This window comes from Streptomyces sp. NPDC088197 (assembly GCF_044741185.1).
Taxonomy (GTDB): Bacteria; Actinomycetota; Actinomycetes; order Streptomycetales; family Streptomycetaceae; genus Actinacidiphila.
In genome coordinates, this window is sequence record NZ_JBIUSD010000010.1 from 270,357 (window position 1) to 286,132 (window position 15,776).

At 72.7% G+C, this 15,776-nt stretch carries 17 protein-coding genes; 5 read left to right on the top strand and 12 right to left on the bottom strand.

Features of this window, described 5'->3' with window-relative positions; genetic code table 11:
* Complete coding sequence (locus tag ACIOC1_RS24400; RefSeq protein ID WP_401856344.1) at nt 1-1,083, top strand: phosphatase PAP2 family protein; 1,083 nt, start codon at nt 1-3, stop codon at nt 1,081-1,083.
* Between the two features lie 18 nt (nt 1,084-1,101).
* Here ACIOC1_RS24400 and ACIOC1_RS24405 read toward each other — a convergent pair whose 3' ends face one another.
* The 4 genes from ACIOC1_RS24405 to ACIOC1_RS24420 all read right to left on the bottom strand — a co-directional run bounded on the left by ACIOC1_RS24405 (nt 1,102) and on the right by ACIOC1_RS24420 (nt 4,494).
* Nucleotides 1,102-1,335, bottom strand: coding sequence for an I78 family peptidase inhibitor (locus ACIOC1_RS24405; RefSeq protein ID WP_188285797.1), 234 nt, complete (start codon nt 1,333-1,335; stop codon nt 1,102-1,104).
* Nucleotides 1,336-1,545: 210 nt separating this feature from the next.
* A complete protein-coding gene (locus ACIOC1_RS24410) occupies nt 1,546-2,823 on the bottom strand; it encodes a glycosyltransferase family 4 protein (RefSeq protein WP_401313497.1) in 1,278 nt (425 codons plus the stop codon).
* Between the two features lie 137 nt (nt 2,824-2,960).
* Nucleotides 2,961-3,662 carry a transglycosylase family protein gene (locus tag ACIOC1_RS24415; protein ID WP_355333479.1) on the bottom strand — a complete coding sequence of 234 codons (702 nt, stop codon included), beginning with the start codon at nt 3,660-3,662 and terminating at the stop codon, nt 2,961-2,963.
* Between the two features lie 217 nt (nt 3,663-3,879).
* On the bottom strand, nt 3,880-4,494 hold the full coding sequence (locus ACIOC1_RS24420; protein WP_401856345.1) for a transglycosylase family protein: 615 nt from the start codon (nt 4,492-4,494) through the stop codon (nt 3,880-3,882).
* Between the two features lie 477 nt (nt 4,495-4,971).
* Between ACIOC1_RS24420 and ACIOC1_RS24425 the strand changes: the two genes are divergently transcribed.
* The gene (locus ACIOC1_RS24425; protein WP_355333484.1) at nt 4,972-5,784 is read left to right on the top strand and encodes a hypothetical protein; all 813 of its coding nucleotides are present in this window, start codon (nt 4,972-4,974) and stop codon (nt 5,782-5,784) included.
* Between the two features lie 196 nt (nt 5,785-5,980).
* Nucleotides 5,981-6,229, top strand: coding sequence for a hypothetical protein (locus tag ACIOC1_RS24430; protein ID WP_355333486.1), 249 nt, complete (start codon nt 5,981-5,983; stop codon nt 6,227-6,229).
* Between the two features lie 39 nt (nt 6,230-6,268).
* Here ACIOC1_RS24430 and der read toward each other — a convergent pair whose 3' ends face one another.
* The 5 genes from der to ACIOC1_RS24455 form a co-directional block, all read right to left on the bottom strand.
* A complete protein-coding gene (gene der, locus ACIOC1_RS24435; RefSeq protein WP_401725229.1) occupies nt 6,269-7,735 on the bottom strand; it encodes a ribosome biogenesis GTPase Der in 1,467 nt (488 codons plus the stop codon).
* A gap of 90 nt (nt 7,736-7,825) precedes the next feature.
* Complete coding sequence (locus ACIOC1_RS24440; RefSeq protein ID WP_391048590.1) at nt 7,826-8,521, bottom strand: 1-acyl-sn-glycerol-3-phosphate acyltransferase; 696 nt, start codon at nt 8,519-8,521, stop codon at nt 7,826-7,828.
* Complete coding sequence (gene cmk, locus ACIOC1_RS24445; protein ID WP_355333492.1) at nt 8,479-9,156, bottom strand: (d)CMP kinase; 678 nt, start codon at nt 9,154-9,156, stop codon at nt 8,479-8,481. Before cmk ends, ACIOC1_RS24440 begins: the two co-directional genes overlap by 43 nt.
* A gap of 309 nt (nt 9,157-9,465) precedes the next feature.
* Nucleotides 9,466-10,551, bottom strand: a complete 1,086-nt coding sequence (locus ACIOC1_RS24450) for a prephenate dehydrogenase (protein ID WP_355333494.1) — start codon at nt 10,549-10,551, stop codon at nt 9,466-9,468.
* 312 nt (nt 10,552-10,863) lie between these two features.
* Nucleotides 10,864-11,340, bottom strand: coding sequence for a YidB family protein (locus ACIOC1_RS24455; protein WP_401856346.1), 477 nt, complete (start codon nt 11,338-11,340; stop codon nt 10,864-10,866).
* A gap of 136 nt (nt 11,341-11,476) precedes the next feature.
* On the opposite strand from ACIOC1_RS24455, the gene ACIOC1_RS24460 reads away from it, so the two are divergent.
* Complete coding sequence (locus tag ACIOC1_RS24460; protein WP_391048597.1) at nt 11,477-11,839, top strand: DUF952 domain-containing protein; 363 nt, start codon at nt 11,477-11,479, stop codon at nt 11,837-11,839.
* A gap of 135 nt (nt 11,840-11,974) precedes the next feature.
* A complete protein-coding gene (locus ACIOC1_RS24465) occupies nt 11,975-12,688 on the top strand; it encodes a DNA polymerase beta superfamily protein (RefSeq protein ID WP_355333503.1) in 714 nt (237 codons plus the stop codon).
* Nucleotides 12,689-12,790: 102 nt separating this feature from the next.
* Here the strand turns inward: ACIOC1_RS24465 and ACIOC1_RS24470 are convergent, their stop codons facing one another.
* The 3 genes from ACIOC1_RS24470 to ACIOC1_RS24480 are packed head-to-tail and all read right to left on the bottom strand — an operon-like array spanning nt 12,791 to nt 15,710.
* Nucleotides 12,791-13,924, bottom strand: coding sequence for a pseudouridine synthase (locus ACIOC1_RS24470; protein WP_188285806.1), 1,134 nt, complete (start codon nt 13,922-13,924; stop codon nt 12,791-12,793).
* Nucleotides 13,924-14,616: an SMC-Scp complex subunit ScpB gene (gene scpB / locus ACIOC1_RS24475; protein WP_355333506.1), complete on the bottom strand. Its 693-nt coding sequence runs from the start codon at nt 14,614-14,616 to the stop codon at nt 13,924-13,926. The genes ACIOC1_RS24470 and scpB overlap by 1 nt, the downstream gene beginning before the upstream one ends.
* Nucleotides 14,613-15,710 carry a segregation and condensation protein A gene (locus tag ACIOC1_RS24480; protein ID WP_401856347.1) on the bottom strand — a complete coding sequence of 366 codons (1,098 nt, stop codon included), beginning with the start codon at nt 15,708-15,710 and terminating at the stop codon, nt 14,613-14,615. The genes scpB and ACIOC1_RS24480 overlap by 4 nt, the downstream gene beginning before the upstream one ends.
* Between the last annotated feature and the right edge of the window lie 66 nt (nt 15,711-15,776).

Sequence of the window (15,776 nt, forward strand, 5' to 3'; positions counted from 1 at the left end):
GTGCGAACCGATGAGAAGCGCCTCCGTACGGCGGAGCGCCCGACCACCCGCGACCTGCCGCGGATGAGCCGAACACGCGTGTGGCTGTTCGGTTCGACGCTGGCGGTCTACGTGGCGATCGTCGTGGGCGTCCTCACCACTTCCAAACTGGTGACGCTGGACTGGCAGGTCATGCTCTGGCGTCCTTACAAACAATGGCCGCAAATCCACGCGTTCCTGGATTATTTCGTCGTCCTCGGCCAACGAGGTCCCACCGCGGTGATGGTGCTCGCGTGGCTGGGGTGGCGCGCGTGGCGCCACCGCACGCTGCACCCGCTGCTGGTCCTCGGCACCTCACTGCTGTTGCTGAACATCACCGTGGGAGCCGTGAAATACGGTCTCGGGCGGCTCGGTCCGCACTACGCGACGACCGTCGGCTCCGCCGAGATGTTCGCCGGCGGCGATATATTTCCCTCAGGTCACACCGCCAACGCGGTCGTGACCTGGGGCGTTCTGGCGTATCTGGCCACGACTCCGCGCGCCCGCAGGCTGGGGTCCGTGGTGAGCGCGCTGCTCGCGCTCGGCGTGGGCGCCACGACGGTCTACCTCGGTACACACTGGGTGAGCGACGTGCTGCTCGGCTGGGCGGCCGGTCTGCTGATCCTGCTGGCGCTGCCGTGGTTCGAGCCCGCGATGGCACGGGCCGAGGACTTCCTGGCCTACGCCTGGGCCCGGATGCGCACCGGTTCCGCCGAAGCGGTCCTCCGCCCGGAGGCCGTGAGCCCGGTGCTGGTCGCCCAGCGCTCCCCGGCCTCCGCGCAGGACCAGGACCAGGACCAGGACCCGGACGCGGAGCAGGAGGAGCACGCGCCGAGCCGCGCGACGGTCGGCGCGGTCGCCCGGGGCGCCACCGCGGCGGTCACGGCCACCACGACCACTCCGGTCGCCGCCACCCCGCACGCGCCCGGCAGGCCGCCCACCGGACGCAACGAACGCACACCGCTCACCCCGGTCGGCAGCCGCCGTCCGCCCGTCGAGCGTCCGGCCAGGCCCACGACCCCGCTCGCGCACCAGCAGGTGCGCGGCCGGGGCATCGCGGGCTGAGCCGGGCGGCTCGGCCCGTCAGCCGACCCAGCAGCGCTGGACACGGCCCCCTTCCACGGTGAAGTTCAGCCGCCCGACGACGTACTCCATGGTCACGATCGCGCCGGGCGGCAGGCTGCGCACCGTCTGCCAGCCCCGCTGCTCGGCCAGGCGCTCGGCCTCCCGCGCGTCGAGGCCGGTGTAGGCGTCGGGGTCGTCGGCCGGGCTCCGTGGGGGCCGCGGATCCTGTGGGGTCTGAGGGTTGTGAGGCATACCTTCACGGTAGGCGTCCCCGGGCCGGAACGACCTTGATCATCACGTTTCTGTCACAGATCGTGCCCTACGGTTCGCTCCGTCCCCGTGAATACCCGCAGGTCACTGAATTACCTGTCCACACAACTCCCGCACAGCATCTTCGCAATGCCTCCGGTTACTCGCGGGTCCATGAGCATGAAGAGATGGGAATTGGGTAGACGGCCGCCTTTAACTGACGATGTGTTGCCTTCGGCGTCCGGCCTTCCTGACCGCGGCCCCCGTCATGTCCCCCGCGGACAGCAGGGCGCCCATCGTCCGCCCGACCGACGCGCGGACCGCGGCGCGCGGACGGGCGCCGCCGCGCGCCCGGTCGTCCAGCAGCCGCTGGAAGAGGTCCACATGGCGCCGGGCGATGACCGAGGGGTCGTAGTGCGCCGAGGAGGCCAGCGCCGCGCGGCCCATCTCCCGGCGGCGCTCGTCGTCCTCGATGAGCGACAGCAGCGCGGCGGCGATCGCGTCGATGTCGCGCGGCGGCACCAGCAGACCGTTCACGCCGTCGTCGACGATCTCCCGCGGCCCGAGCGGGCAGTCGGTGGAGACCACGGGAAGGCCCGCGCACATGCCCTCCACCAGCGTCATGCCGAAGGACTCCAGGGTCGAGGTGACGGCGAGCACCGACGCCTTGGCCAGCTCCGGTTCGATCGGCGAGACCGCGCCCATCAGCTTCACGTTGTCGCGCACGCCCAGTTCGGTGACGAGCGCGTCGAGCTTCGCGCGCTCGCGGCCCGAGCCGTACAGCCGCAGCGTCCAGTCGGGGCGGCGGTCGCGGACGAGGGCGAAGGCGCGGATCAGGTCGTCGTAGCGCTTGGCGGGGGCGAGCCGTCCGGCGGCGACCACGACGGGCGCGGTGCAGTCGGAGGGGGCGGCGCCGGTGGGCGGCACGCTGTTGGGGACGGCGGCGACCCGGACGCCCGGCATACGGCGGCGGTAGACGGCCGCGTCGGCCTCCGTGGTGGTGGTGACGGCGTCCAGGCCCGGGTAGTGGCGGCGCAGGGTCAGCACGAGCCGCGTGGAGTGCGTGTCGAGCGTCAGGTGTTCCTGGGCGACCCGGACGAGGCCGCGCGGCGCCTGGCGGGCGAGGTGCACGTTGAGGCCCGGCCGGGTGCCGACCACCACGTCGGTGTCGAGCTCCGCCAGGCACGCGCCGATGCGTTCGTCGGTGATCGGGCTGTAGAGGGCGTGCCGCCGGTCGGTGGACGGGAAGATCGCCGACGGCCGCTGGTGGCGCGGGTCGTCGAGGACGCCGTCCTGGGCGCCTTTGCGGATGTCGACCAGATATCTCAGCCGGATCCGGGGGTCGTACGTGAACTCGGGCCGGTCGCGGTCGCGGAAGACCGAGACGATCTCGACCTCGTGCTCGTCGGCCAGCCGCGCCGCCAGATTGCGCACCGTGCGAATGGTGCCGCCGATGCCGTACGTGGTGTGTATCAGGAAGGTGATGCGCATGGGCGTGCCCGTGTTCCTGTTCCCCCGCTGGACGCGGGTCGGTCGGCCCGCGCGACCGACCGTAGCGGCCGTGGCGCGTCCCTTTGCCGGACGCGCCACGAACGGGTGAACGGGGTTGACTCGGGTGGGCCGCCGCGTCAGTTGACGGTGAGGACGGTTCCCGCGATCAGCCGGTCGGGGTCGGGGCCGATGAGGTCCTTGTTGAGCTGGTAGAGGTACTGCCAGCCCCCTTGGGTTCCATAGGAACGGGCAATGGCCGACAAGGTCTCGCCGCTCTTGACGGTGTGCACGATGTGGCGGTGGCCGGTGAAGCCGTTGCGCCGCGCGCAGACCGGCCAGGCGTTCCAGCCCTGCACCTTCAGCACTTCCTCCGCGACCGAGATCTGCTCGGCGGGGGTGGCGAGGTCGGCGCGCCGGGCATAGGCGCGACCGCCGAACAGCTCCCAGGTGGGCTGCCAGAACTGGAGTCCGCCGTAGTAGCTGTTGCCGGTGTTGATGTGCCAGTTCCCGCTGCTCTCGCACATGGCGATCCGGTCCCAGACGGTCGGTGACCCGGCGGCGGCCCGCGCGGCCTGGAAGGCGATGGCCGCCTGTACCGACGGCACCGACTGCGGGGACCCGCCGGACCGCTCGGGCTGCTGCGGCTGTCCCGGCCGCTCCACGGGCGGTGGGACGGCCGGCGCGCCCTGGGCGGCCGTCGCGGGTGGCGCGGCGGCCACCGGCAGCAGCACGGCCGCACCGAGCGCGGCCAGCGTGGCGGCGGCGCGTGCGACGGCCACGGCGACGCGCACCGAGGCACGCGGGGAGACGATATGACGATAAGACGACTGATCGCTCATCGGGCCACGCTAAGCACGGCCGCACCCCGGATCGGGGGCATCGCGTCCGTACGTCGCGCGTACCCCACCCGGTCGGACCACAACGGGATGGGGCACACGGGGGAACGCGGCGGGTCCGGTTTACGGCGGCCTTACGACGCTCCGGCACCGAACGAGCGCGGTCCCGGGGCGCCCCGGCCGGGCGGGCGCCCGAACCGCCCCTCCGGCGGACGGTCCGTCACCAGTGCGGCCACCACGCCGGAACGACCGGGCCCTGACCCCGCTCCGCCGGGCCGCGCACGACGGCGATCAGGGCGGTGCGTGTCGCGTTGCGGTCGGCCCGGCCCTCGGCGGCCGACTCGTAGCGCGGCATGGTCCGCCGTACGACCTTCGCCGGTTCCCGCTTCTTCGGCTCGGCGGCGGGCTTGACGGTCTTCCTGACGGGCTTGTCGAGGGACTTGCCCGTCGACTTCGAGGACGGCGTGCCCGCGGACGGCGCGTCCCCGTAGGCTCCCGCGCGGCGCGAGCAGACGGGCCAGGCGCCCCAGCCGCTGGCGCGCTGGAGCTTTGTCGCTATGGCGATCTGCTGCTCGCGGCTGGCGAGGTCCGCGGTCGGCGCGTACGCGGTGCCGCCGTAGGACCGCCAGGTGCCGGGGGCGAACTGGAGTCCGCCGTAGTAGCCGTTGTGGGTGTTGATGTGCCAGTTCCCGCCGCTCTCGCACTGCGCGATACGGTCCCACACCCCGTTGTCGGCCGCCGACGCCTCTCCCGCGGCGGCCAGCACGCCCAGCGGCGCCAGTGCGGCGACGCCGGTCAGGAGCGCGGTGTGCCGGTACTTGCAGTTCAAGACCATGGATTCCCTCTCCACGGACCCGGGTGTCCCCCCTGCTGCGTCACGACGGGCGCCGCTCCCCCACGGATGCGGCGCCCGTCCGAACCCGGGCGGTGCGATTTGCACACGGCGGGCGAATCTAGGCAGCCGCACCCCCTCGCACCAAACAATTGCCGTCCGCCGCAGGCCAGTTGAGGGTTACCGGCGGTAAGAAGACGAGGTTTACGGGTGATTGGCGCGTACGTATCGTCGTAAATGAGGATCTAAACGGCGCGCTCCGTGAGTAGCCTCACAGGCCCAACTTTCGTCACCCACACGGCCGTTCGACGCTGCGTGAGCGATTCGCCGGGAATCTCACCCTCGGCGACCGGTAACGGAATACATCCCCCCGCAAAGCGTGACTCCCACCACAGATCATCCGTTGTCACTATGCGCCGGGACAGGTCCGGCGTTCCGGCCGGATTCGTGACCGCACCACCGCACTTCAAGGAGACTCCCGTGCCGCCCATGCTCGACGTGAGTGACGAGGTACGAGCCGAGATCGGCGACGAGGAGACCCAGCGGCTCCTCAACGGCGCCAACGCTCCTGGCACGTACGACTGCACCTCCTGTCGCACCCCCGGGGACACCGGGCAGGAGCGGACCAGCACCGTGCTCTTCGTGGGCGACGAGACGGCGGTCCTCGCCTTCGCGCACGCCGCCTGCATCCCCTCGCAGGTCGTCCCGGTCACCGAGGAGCAGTTGCAGGGCGCCGTCCGCAGCATCGGCGGCCCCGAGACGGCGGCGGGGCCCTCGATCGGCGGCCAGGCCGACGCGCCGCCCGTGGAGACCGCGCCCCGGCAGGCGGTGCTCGGCATCACCTGCGGTCTGATCATCGTCGAGGAGACGCTGCGCCCGGCGCTCGTGATCGAGCCCACCGGGCCGGTCGCACGAGTCGGCGCCACCGGCGCGGGCGACGACTTCCTGCCGCTCCTGATCGAGCAGGGCTTCATGCCGCAGCTCGACCTGGAGGTGCCGCCGTCGCCGCTGTCGGGCTGGTCGGTGCTGCTGGCCACCGGGCGGCTGCACGCCGTGCTCCAGCCCGGCGCGGGCGGCACCCCCGGCACCGCGTGGTGGCAGGCGCACCAGCCGCTCCAGGTCAGCGACGGCTGGCGGAACGCCGTCAACCGGACCAACGAGGTGTACGTCTACGCCGCCCCGGCCGGTTCCATCGGCCGTCAGCCGCGCGAGGACCTGATGCGGGACGCCCTGGCCAGGGCGTGCTCGCGGGGCCTGCTGGTGGCCGCGACGATGCCGCTGTCGGGGACCTGAGCCACCCGTCTCACCGGAAACGAGGGGCGTGTACAGGACACCGTGCGCGCCCCTTCCGCGCGCCCACTGCCGCCCGGGTCAAAGATCTGCAATTCAACCGACTGGCCCGCATCCCGGACAACACCGGCTCGTTGGCACATACGTGCACACCTTTGACACCTCCTCCCGGGCCCCTTTCCAGCGCTACATCCCGTCCATGCGCAGCGCGCTGGACGCGACCGGGGGCGGTGCCACAGAAACACCCATCTACGACGCGCTCTACTCGGAGTACCAGCGGCTCTTCCGCACGCTGCCCGGCGACCGGACCGGCGAGGAGGCGTTGCAGTTCAACGGCTTCACCACCTGGCACGCGGAGCAGCCGGCGTACGCCCCCGGCAGGCACCGCGGCAACGGCCCGGCGGCGCTGCCGCCGGGCCGTCCCGACAATCGGATGCCCGGGCTCTGACCCCGGGAGCCCCCGGCTCGCGGGGGCCCGTGCGCGCCGCTACTTCTTGCGCCCGCGCTTCTCGCGGACCCGCACCGACACCTGGATCGGCGTACCGGCGAAGCCGAACTCCTCGCGCAACCGACGCTCGATGAAGCGCCGGTAGCCCGCCTCCAGGAAGCCCGAGGCGAACAGCACGAACCGCGGCGGCTTGATGCCCGCCTGCGTCCCGAACAGGATGCGGGGCTGCTTTCCGCCGCGGATCGGGTGCGGGTGCGCGGCGACCAGCTCGCCCAGGAACGCGTTGAGGCGGCCGGTCGGCACCCGGGTCTCCCAGCCCGCGATGGCCGTCTCGATCGCCGGGACCAGCCGCTCCATGTGCCGCCCGGTGCGCGCCGAGACGTTGACCCGCGGCGCCCACTGCACCTGCACGAGGTCCTTCTCGATCTCGCGCTCCAGGTAGTAGCGCCGCTCCTCGTCCAGCAGGTCCCACTTGTTGTACGCGATCACGACCGCGCGGCCCGCCTCGACGGCCATGGTGATGATCCGGGTGTCCTGCTCGGCCAGCGTCTCACTGGCGTCCACCAGGATGACCGCGACCTCGGCCTTCTCCAGCGCCGCCGCCGTACGCAGCGAGGCGTAGTAGTCCGCGCCCTCGGTGAGGTGGACGCGGCGGCGGATGCCCGCGGTGTCGATGAACTTCCAGGTGACACCGCCGAGCTGGATCAGCTCGTCCACCGGGTCGCGGGTGGTGCCCGCGACCTCGTTGACGACCACCCGGTCCTCGTTGGCCACCTTGTTCAGCAGGGACGACTTGCCGACGTTCGGGCGGCCGATGAGCGCGATCCGGCGCGGGCCGCCGACGACGTCGCCGAAGGTCAGCGCGGGCGCCTCGGGCAGCACCTCGATGATGGCGTCGAGCAGATCGCCGGTGCCCCGGCCGTGCAACGAGGAGACCGGGTAGGGCTCGCCGAGGCCGAGGTTCCACAGCGCGGCCGCGTCGGCCTCGCCGGACGGACCGTCGACCTTGTTGGCGGCCAGCACGACCGGCTTGCCCGCGCGGCGCAGCAGCCGTACGACCGCCGCGTCGGTGTCGGTGGCGCCGACGGTGGAGTCCACGACGAAGACCACCGCGTCGGACGCCTCGATGGCGAACTCGGCCTGCGCCGCCACGGAGGCGTCGATGCCGAGGACGTCCTGCTCCCAGCCGCCGGTGTCCACGATCTTGAAGCGGCGGCCGTTCCAGTTCGCCTCGTACGTGACGCGGTCGCGGGTGACGCCCGGCTTGTCCTCCACGACCGCCTCGCGGCGGCCGATGATCCGGTTGACCAGTGTCGACTTGCCGACGTTGGGACGGCCGACCACGGCGAGCACCGGCAGCGGGCCGTGCCCGGCCTCGGCCAGGTCGTCGGCCACCTCTTCGAGGTCGAAGCCCTCCTCGGCGGCAAGCTCCATGAACTCGGCGTATTCGGCGTCGCCGAGCGCGCCGGTCCCGCCGTGCTCGGTCTGCTCGTCTGCGTGGTCCATGAGGTATCTCCGTCGATCAACTGTGGCGGCTGCGGTAACCAGTGTGGTGCAGCCGGTGCGGTTCGGCCTGCGCGTTTTCCGTCTGCGCGGTCAGCGGCCGGTGGCTTGCTTGGCGTGCGCCAGGTGGGCGGTGAGCCGCTCCTGGATGCGCAGCGTGGCGGCGTCCATCGCGCTGCGGGTGCGGCGCCCGCTGCCGTCGCCCGCCTCGAAGGGCTCCCCGAAGACGACGTCGATCCGCGAGCGCAGCGGCGGCAGCGCCGGGACCGCCCGGCCCTTGGCGGTGCTGCCGAGGACGGCGACCGGCACGACGGGCGCGCCGGAGCGCACCGCGAAGTACGCCAGACCCGAGCGCAGCTCGGCGAAGTCGCCGTCGCCCCGGGTGCCCTCGGGGAAGATGCCGAGCATCCCGCCGCGCTCCAGGACGCCGAGCGCGGCGGTTATCGCCGTACGGTCGGCGGTCTCGCGGTCGACCTTGAGCTGCCCGATGGAGCGCAGGAACGGGTCGAGCGGCCCGACGAAGGCTTCCTTCTTCACCAGGAAGTGGAGCGGGCGCGGCGAGATGCCGATCAGCATCGGGCCGTCGATGTTGTGCGAGTGGTTGCCCGCCAGGATGACCGGGCCGTGCGCCGGTACCCGCCAGGCGCCGAGCACCCGGGGCCGCCACAGGCCGTTCATCAAGACGATGCCGATCCGGCGTCCGACGGCCGCTCCGCGCGGTCCCGGCGCCGTGCCCTGCTCTGCGGTCACCTGGGCGCCCGCTTCTCCTCGACCAGAGTGACGATGCACTCGATGACCTGGTCGAGGGTGAGGTCGGTGGTATCGACCTCGACCGCGTCGGCGGCCTTGGCCAGCGGGGAGGTCTTGCGGCCCGAGTCGGCCGCGTCCCGCTTGATGAGCGCGGCCCGGGTGTCCGCGACGCTCAGCGCGCCGTTCAGCTCGCCGCTGCGGCGGGCGGCGCGGGCCTCGGCGGACGCGGTGAGGAAGATCTTGACGGTGGCGTCCGGGAAGACGGTCGTGCCGATGTCCCGGCCCTCGACCACGATGCCGCCGGGGGACGCGGTGGCGGCGGCGCGCTGCAACTCGACCATCCTGGCCCGTACCTCGGGGACCGCGCTGACGGCGCTGACCGCGGCGGTGACCTCCTGGGTGCGGATCGGGCCCGAGGCGTCCACGCCGTCCACGGTGATGCCGGGGGCCGCCGGGTCGTGGCCCGCGACGATGGCGGGCTTGCCCGCGCAGTCGGCGACGGCCACCGGGTCGTTGACGTCGATGCCGTTGCTCAGCATCCACCAGGTGATCGCGCGGTACTGCGCCCCGGTGTCGAGGTAGCTCAGCCCCAGCTTCGCCGCGACCGCCCTGGACGTGCTGGACTTGCCGGTGCCGGAAGGGCCGTCGATGGCGACGATCACCGGATTTTCCACAGCGGGTGGCCTTCCTCGTGCGCGGAGCGGGGGGCGGGCGGGCCGGCCGAGGGGCCGGATGCCATTCCCCCAAGGTTACCGGCCGCCCGCGCGCCGGAACGCCACGGGTTTTCCCTGCCGGGACGGGGCACGGGGCCGGGGTGCCGGGCCGGGTGCCCGTCACGCTCGCGCCCGGGTGTGCCGGGTGCGCCATGTGCGCCCTGTGCCCGCGTACGGTCCTGCGGCTGGCCCGTCCGGCACGCGTCCGATCCGTACCGCCGGAGCCCGGCCGCGCCCCGACCGTGCCACCGCCCGGCCCGCGCCGTACGTCTACTGCCGGATCGACCAGCCGCGTTCGCGCAGTGCCACGGTCAGGGCGGGCGCGGTGCGCGGCTCGACCATGAGGTGCACCAGACCGGCCTGCTGTCCGGTGGAGTGTTCGATGCGGACGTCCTCGATGTTGACGCCCGCCGCGCCCGCGTCGGCGAAGAGGCGGGCCAGCTCGCCCGGCTGGTCGCCGATGAGGACGGCCACGATCTCGTACGCCTTGGGCGCCGTGCCGTGCTTGCCGGGGACCTTGGCGCGGCCCGCGTTGCCGCGCCGCAGGATGTCCTCGATGCCCGCCGCGCCGCCGCGCCGCTTGTCCTCGTCGGCGGACTGGAGGGCGCGCAGCGCCGCGACCGTCTCGGTCAGGTCGACGGCGACGTCGGCGAGGACGTCGGCGACCGGTCCGGGGTTGGCGGCCAGGATGTCCATCCACATGCCGGGCTCGGAGCCCGCGATCCGCGTGACGTCGAGGATGCCCTGGCCGCACAGGCGTACGGCGGTGTCCTCGGCGTGCTCCAGGCGGGCCGCGACCATGCTGGAGACGAGCTGCGGGGTGTGCGAGACCAGGGCGACGGCCCGGTCGTGGGCGTCGGCGTCCATGACGACGGGGACGGCGCGGCACAGCGCGACCAGTTCGAGGGCGAGGTTGAGCACCTCGGTGTCGGTGGCCGGGGTCGGGGTGAGCACCCAGGGGCGGCCCTCGAAGAGGTCGGCGGTCGCGGCCAGCGGCCCGGAGCGCTCGCGGCCCGCCATGGGGTGGGTGCCGATGTAGTGGGTGAGGTCGCAGCCCAGCGCCTCCAGGTCGCGGCGCGGGCCGCCCTTGACGCTGGCGATGTCGAGGTAGCCGCGGCCGAGGCCGCGGGTCAGCGCGTCGGCGAGGGTGGCCGCGACGTGGGCGGGCGGCACGGCGACGATCACGAGGTCGACCGGGCCCTCGGGCTCCCCCGTGGTGCCCGCGCCGAGCGAGGCCGCGGTGCGCGCGGTGCCCGGGTCGTGGTCGGTGAGGTGGACGTCCACACCGCGCGCGGTGAGCGCGAGGGCGGCGGAGGTGCCCATCAGGCCGCTGCCGACGACCAGGGCGGTCCTCACTGGGCGACGCTCCCGGAGGCGTCCCGCTCGGGTCGGCCGCTCCCGCGGACCGTTCGTACCGCCACGTCACTGCTCCCTCGGCTGCTCACGTACCTGCCGACCAGGGTAGTCACCGGGGGCGGGGCGCGAGACGGACGCCCGCACTGCGAGACGCGCGGCGAGGACGTACAGGCGGCGCAGGCGTACAGGCGGCGCAGGCGTACAGGCGGCGCAGGCGTACAGGCGGCGCAGGCGTACAGGCGGCGCAGGCGTACAGGCGAGGCCCCCGTGACGGCCGGGTACGCGAGCCGGACCGCCACGGGGGCGGGGACATTACTTGCCGAGGCCGCCGAGCTTGCCGAGCTGCCTGCTGATGACGTCCTGGAGGGACTCCCCCTGCGGGACCTCGCCCTCGGGCGTCAGCTTGTCGACCGCCTCGGGGAGGCTGCCCGCGAGGTGGTCGGCGGCCTCCCGCGGGGAGACGCCCGCGTCCTGCGCCGCCTTCCGGAGGGCGTCGTCGGGAAGCGCCTGGGCGATCTGGTCGCCGGTGACGGGCTTGTTGTCGCCCTGGCCCACCCACGACCTGGCCTGCTCGCCGAGGCCGGACTTGTTGAGCATGCCCAGCAGCCCTTCGAAGGGGTTGCCCGAGGCGCCGTTGGCCGCGGCGGCGCCGGTGCCACCGGCCGCGCCCTTGCCGCCGAGCTGGCCCAGCAGCGAACCGAGGAGGCCGCCCGCGCCGCCGGAGGAGGAGCCGCCCTTCGCGCCGCTGAGCAGAGTGCCGAGAAGGCTTCCGAGGTCGTTTCCCGCCATGGTCTCGTCCCTTTCAGGAGTCGGGCCATCGGCGCGCGTCACGTCGCCCGGCACCGAACACGGACAATGTCCCGCAAACCCGTCTCCGCCGCCACTTGCCACCGCCTCACCCGCCCGGACCAGGTAGAACTTCCCCATGCTCTTCCACTTGGTGCCGCTGGACGACTGGCTGCACGCGCCCGAGCGCCCGTACGCCCCCGCCTCCCTGGACGAGGAGGGTTTTGTGCACTGCTCGCCCGACGAGGCCGTGACCCTCGCGGTGGCCGACGCCTTCTACCGGGAGGTGGCGGGGCCGCTGATGGTGCTGCTGATCGAGGAGGCCGCGCTGCGCGCCGAGGTCCGCTGGGAGGCGGCCGATCCGGCGCCGCCGCCCGGCGTTCCGGAGGGCACGGCCTTCCCGCACGTCTACGGCCCCATCGACCGGCCCGCGGTGACCGGCATGCTGGAGGTCGTACGGGATTCGTACGGCCGTCCGCTCGGGCTGACGGCCTGGTCGTAGTCCCGCTACGCCCCTCGGGATCTCCCCCGCCGCAGCGGTACCGTGGGCCCCGCCCTCACCGTCCGCAACGTGATCACCGCACGAAGCAGTGGAAACTCCGGCGCTTGGTCGGACTTCATGGCGATAATCGCCCTCATGCGCGATCCGCTGGGGCACGACCTTGTCCGGGACCACACGGTCTATGCCTGCGTCATGGGCTCGCGCGCCTTCGGTCTGGCCACCGACGGCAGTGACACCGACCGGCGCGGTGTGTACGTGGCGCCCACCGAATTGTTCTGGCGTTTCGACAAGCCGCCGACGCATGTCACCGGACCGCGGCACGAACAGTTCTCCTGGGAGCTGGAGCGATTCTGCTCGCTCGCGCTGCGCGCCAACCCCAATCTGCTCGAATGCCTGCACTCACCGCTGGTGGAGTACGCCGACCCGACCGGGCTCGAACTCCTCGACCTGCGCGAGGCGTTCCTCTCCCGCCGCGCCGACGCCACCTTCCGCGGCTACGCCGCCCAGCAGCTCGGCCGCCTCGAAGCGGACATCCGCACCCACGGCCAGCCGCGCTGGAAGCACGCCATGCACCTGCTGCGGCTCCTGATGTCCTGCCGCGACCTGCTGCGCACCGGCCGCCTCACCATCGACGTCGGCGACCAGCGCGAGCGCCTGCTGTCCGTCAAGCGCGGCGAACTGAGCTGGGACGAGGTCCGCGCCTGGATGCGCACGCTCCACGAAGAGACCGACACCGCCGCCGCCCGCTCCCCCCTCCCCCCCGACCCCGACCGCCCCCGCATAGAAGCCTTCCTCACCCGCGTCCGCCGCACCTCAGCCACATTCCCACTCCCCCCCAAGCCCGCGTAGCTCACCCGCGCGAAGGCGCCCGTCCGTCTGGACGGACGCCCGCGCGGGTCCGCACCTCCAGGCCCGGCGGTCCGGCGGGGCCGGGGGGCGGGGCGGTGGGGGTTAGAGCTCGACCTCGTGCATCAGCATGCCGACCTCGGTGTTGGTCAGGCGGCGGAGCCAGCCGGACTTCTGGTCGCCGAGGGGGATGGGGCCGAAGCTGGTGCGGACCAGTTTGTCGACGGGGAAGCCGGCTTCGGAGAGCATGCGGCGGACGATGTGCTTGCGGCCCTCGTGGAGGGTGACCTCGACGAGGTAGTTCTTGCCGGTGTTCTGGACCACGCGGAAATGGTCCGCGCGAGCCCAGCCGTCCTCCAGCTCGATACCGCTCTTGAGCTGCTTGCCGAGGTCGCGCGGGAGCGGCCCCTGGATCGCGGCGAGATAGGTCTTCTGCACGCCGTAGCGCGGGTGGGTCAGCCGGTGGGCCAGCTCGCCGTGGTTGGTGAGCAGGATCAGGCCCTCGGTCTCGGTGTCGAGCCGACCGACGTGGAAGAGCCGGGTCTCGCGGTTGGTGACGTAGTCGCCGAGGCACTGGCGGCCGTCGGGGTCCTCCATGGTGGAGACGACACCGGCCGGCTTGTTGAGCGCGAAGAAGAGATACGACTGGGTGGCGACGGTCAGCCCGTCGACCTTCACCTCGTCGTGGTCCACGTCGACCCGCAGGCCCTGCTCGGTGACGATCCGCCCGTTGACCTCGACGCGGTGCTGTTCGATCAGCTCCTCGCACGCCCGGCGCGAACCCATTCCGGCCCGCGCGAGCACCTTCTGCAGGCGCTCGCCCTCCTGCTCGGCGCCGGGGAAGGTCTTGGGCGTCTTGATCTGCGGCTTGCTGTGCCGCTCCCGGTTGCGCTCCTCGATCTGCGCGTCCAGCTCGCGCGGCCGGGCCGGCACCGGCTTGCGGCCGCGGTTGCCGGTCGGCTTGTTGCTGCCGGGCTTGGTACGCGGCATGCCGCCGGGCTTGTTCGCACCCGACTGGCCGGTGCTGCCCACGTCGTAGCGGCGCTCCTCGGGACGCGGCGTGCCCTTGGGCCGCTGGCTCTGGCCCTCACCGCGGCGCGCGTCCCCCGAGCGCCCGTCGCCCGAGCGGCCGTCGCCGCGCCGGTCGGCACCGCCACGCCGGTCGGCGTCACGGGGCCTGTCGCCTCCGCCGCCCCGCGGGTTCCGGTTGCCGCCGCTGTTCCTGTCGCTGCTTCGCATCAAGTGTCCGTTGTCGAGGTGTCGTCCGGCGCGTCCGGATCGAACGACGGAAGCCCCTCCTGGGACTCCGCCTCGATCGCTTCCGCCTCCGGCAGGAACGGTGCTAGCTCGGGCAGCTCGTCGAGGCTGCGCAGGCCCATACGTTCCAGGAAGTAGTTCGTCGTCCTGTACAGGATCGCACCTGTCTCGGGTTCCGTCCCACCTTCCTCGACCAGCCCCCGCTGGAGGAGGGTGCGCATGACGCCGTCGCAGTTGACTCCGCGGACCGCCGAGACGCGCGAACGGCTGACCGGCTGCCGGTACGCGACCACCGCCAGCGTCTCCAGCGCGGCCTGCGTGAGCCGGGCGTGCTGCCCGTCGAGGACGAACTTCTCCACGGCGGGCGCGAAGGCGGGCCGGGTGTAGAAGCGCCAGCCACCGGCGACCAGCCGCAGGTCGAAGCCGCGTCCCTCGCGGGTGTAGTCGTCGGACAGCTCGCGCAGCGCCCTGCCGACGGCCCGCCGCGGCCGTTCCAGGACCTTGGCCAGGTGCTCCTCGGTGGCCGGTTCGTCGACGACCATAAGCACCGCCTCCAGGGCGGGCTTCAGCTCCAGCTCGGCGGTCGCGGCGGCGAGCAGGCCCGCGGGCGCCGCCGTATCGCCTGCCGCGCCGGCCGCGGCAAGGGCCCCGGTGATATCCGACACGTCCGTCATTCCTCGGCCTCTCCCTGCTCGTGCTGCGGCTCACGCACCGGCACTGACTCCGCCGCCGGCACCGGTTCCGGCTCCCGCCGCGGTTCCGGCCTGCGCGCCGGAGCCGCCGCCTCCTGGTCGAACTCGTCGGTCACCAGCGGCGCCGCCGTGTCCTGTTCCCCGCCCGTCCAGCGGACCTGGAGCAGCCCCAGGGCCTCCTCCTGGTCCAACGCGACCGCCTTCTCCCGGTACAGCTCAAGGAGCGCGAGGAAGCGCGCCACGACCGTCAGCGTGTCCGGCGCGTCCTCGGTCAACTGCCCGAAACTGGCCACGCCGAGCTCCCGCAGCAGCGCGATCACCCGCTCGCCCTGTTCCCGGACGCTCACCAGCGGGGCGTGGATGTGGTCGACGTACACCTGCGGCTTGGGCTTGGGCAGCATCGCCTTCACCGCGAGCTGCGCGAAGCGCTCGGGGCCGATGCTGAGGACGACCTCGGGCAGCAACTCCGCGTGCTGCGGTTCGAGGCCGACGGTACGGGGGTAGCGGAGCGCCTCGTGGTCCAGCCGCTCGGCGAAGATCGCCGCGATCCGCTTGTACGCCCGGTACTGGAGCAGCCGGGCGAAGAGCAGGTCCCGTGCTTCCAGCAGCGCGAGGTCCGCCTCGTCCTCGACCTCGGCGGACGGCAGCAGCCGGGCCGCCTTCAGGTCCAGCAGGGTGGCCGCGACCACCAGGAACTCGGTGGTCTGGTCGAGGTCCCAGTCCGGGCCCATGGCGTGGATGTACGTCATGAACTCGTTGGTGACCTTCGACAGCGCCACCTCCGTGACGTCCATCTTGTGCTTGGAGATCAGCCCGAGCAGCAGGTCGAACGGCCCCTCGAAATTCGCCAGCCGTACGGTGAAACGGTCCCCTCCGGCCGGAGCCGGAGCCGGCTCGGCCTCAACGGCCTCCACGGCTTCGACCGCCGCCGCGGGCCCGGTCTCTTCCACCGCCTCTTCCACGGCCTGTTCCGCCACCGCGGCAGGCGGCTCCGCTGTCACGGCAGGCGTCGGTTCCGCCTCGGCGGCGGCGCCGAGCCCGAGGCTGCGGCGGGGAGTGGCGGGTGAGGTCGGCATCGGGGTCCAGGGTACGAAGTGGTCTGTGCAGGCTACTCGCCGCAGCAGGCCATGCCCCGTTCCCCG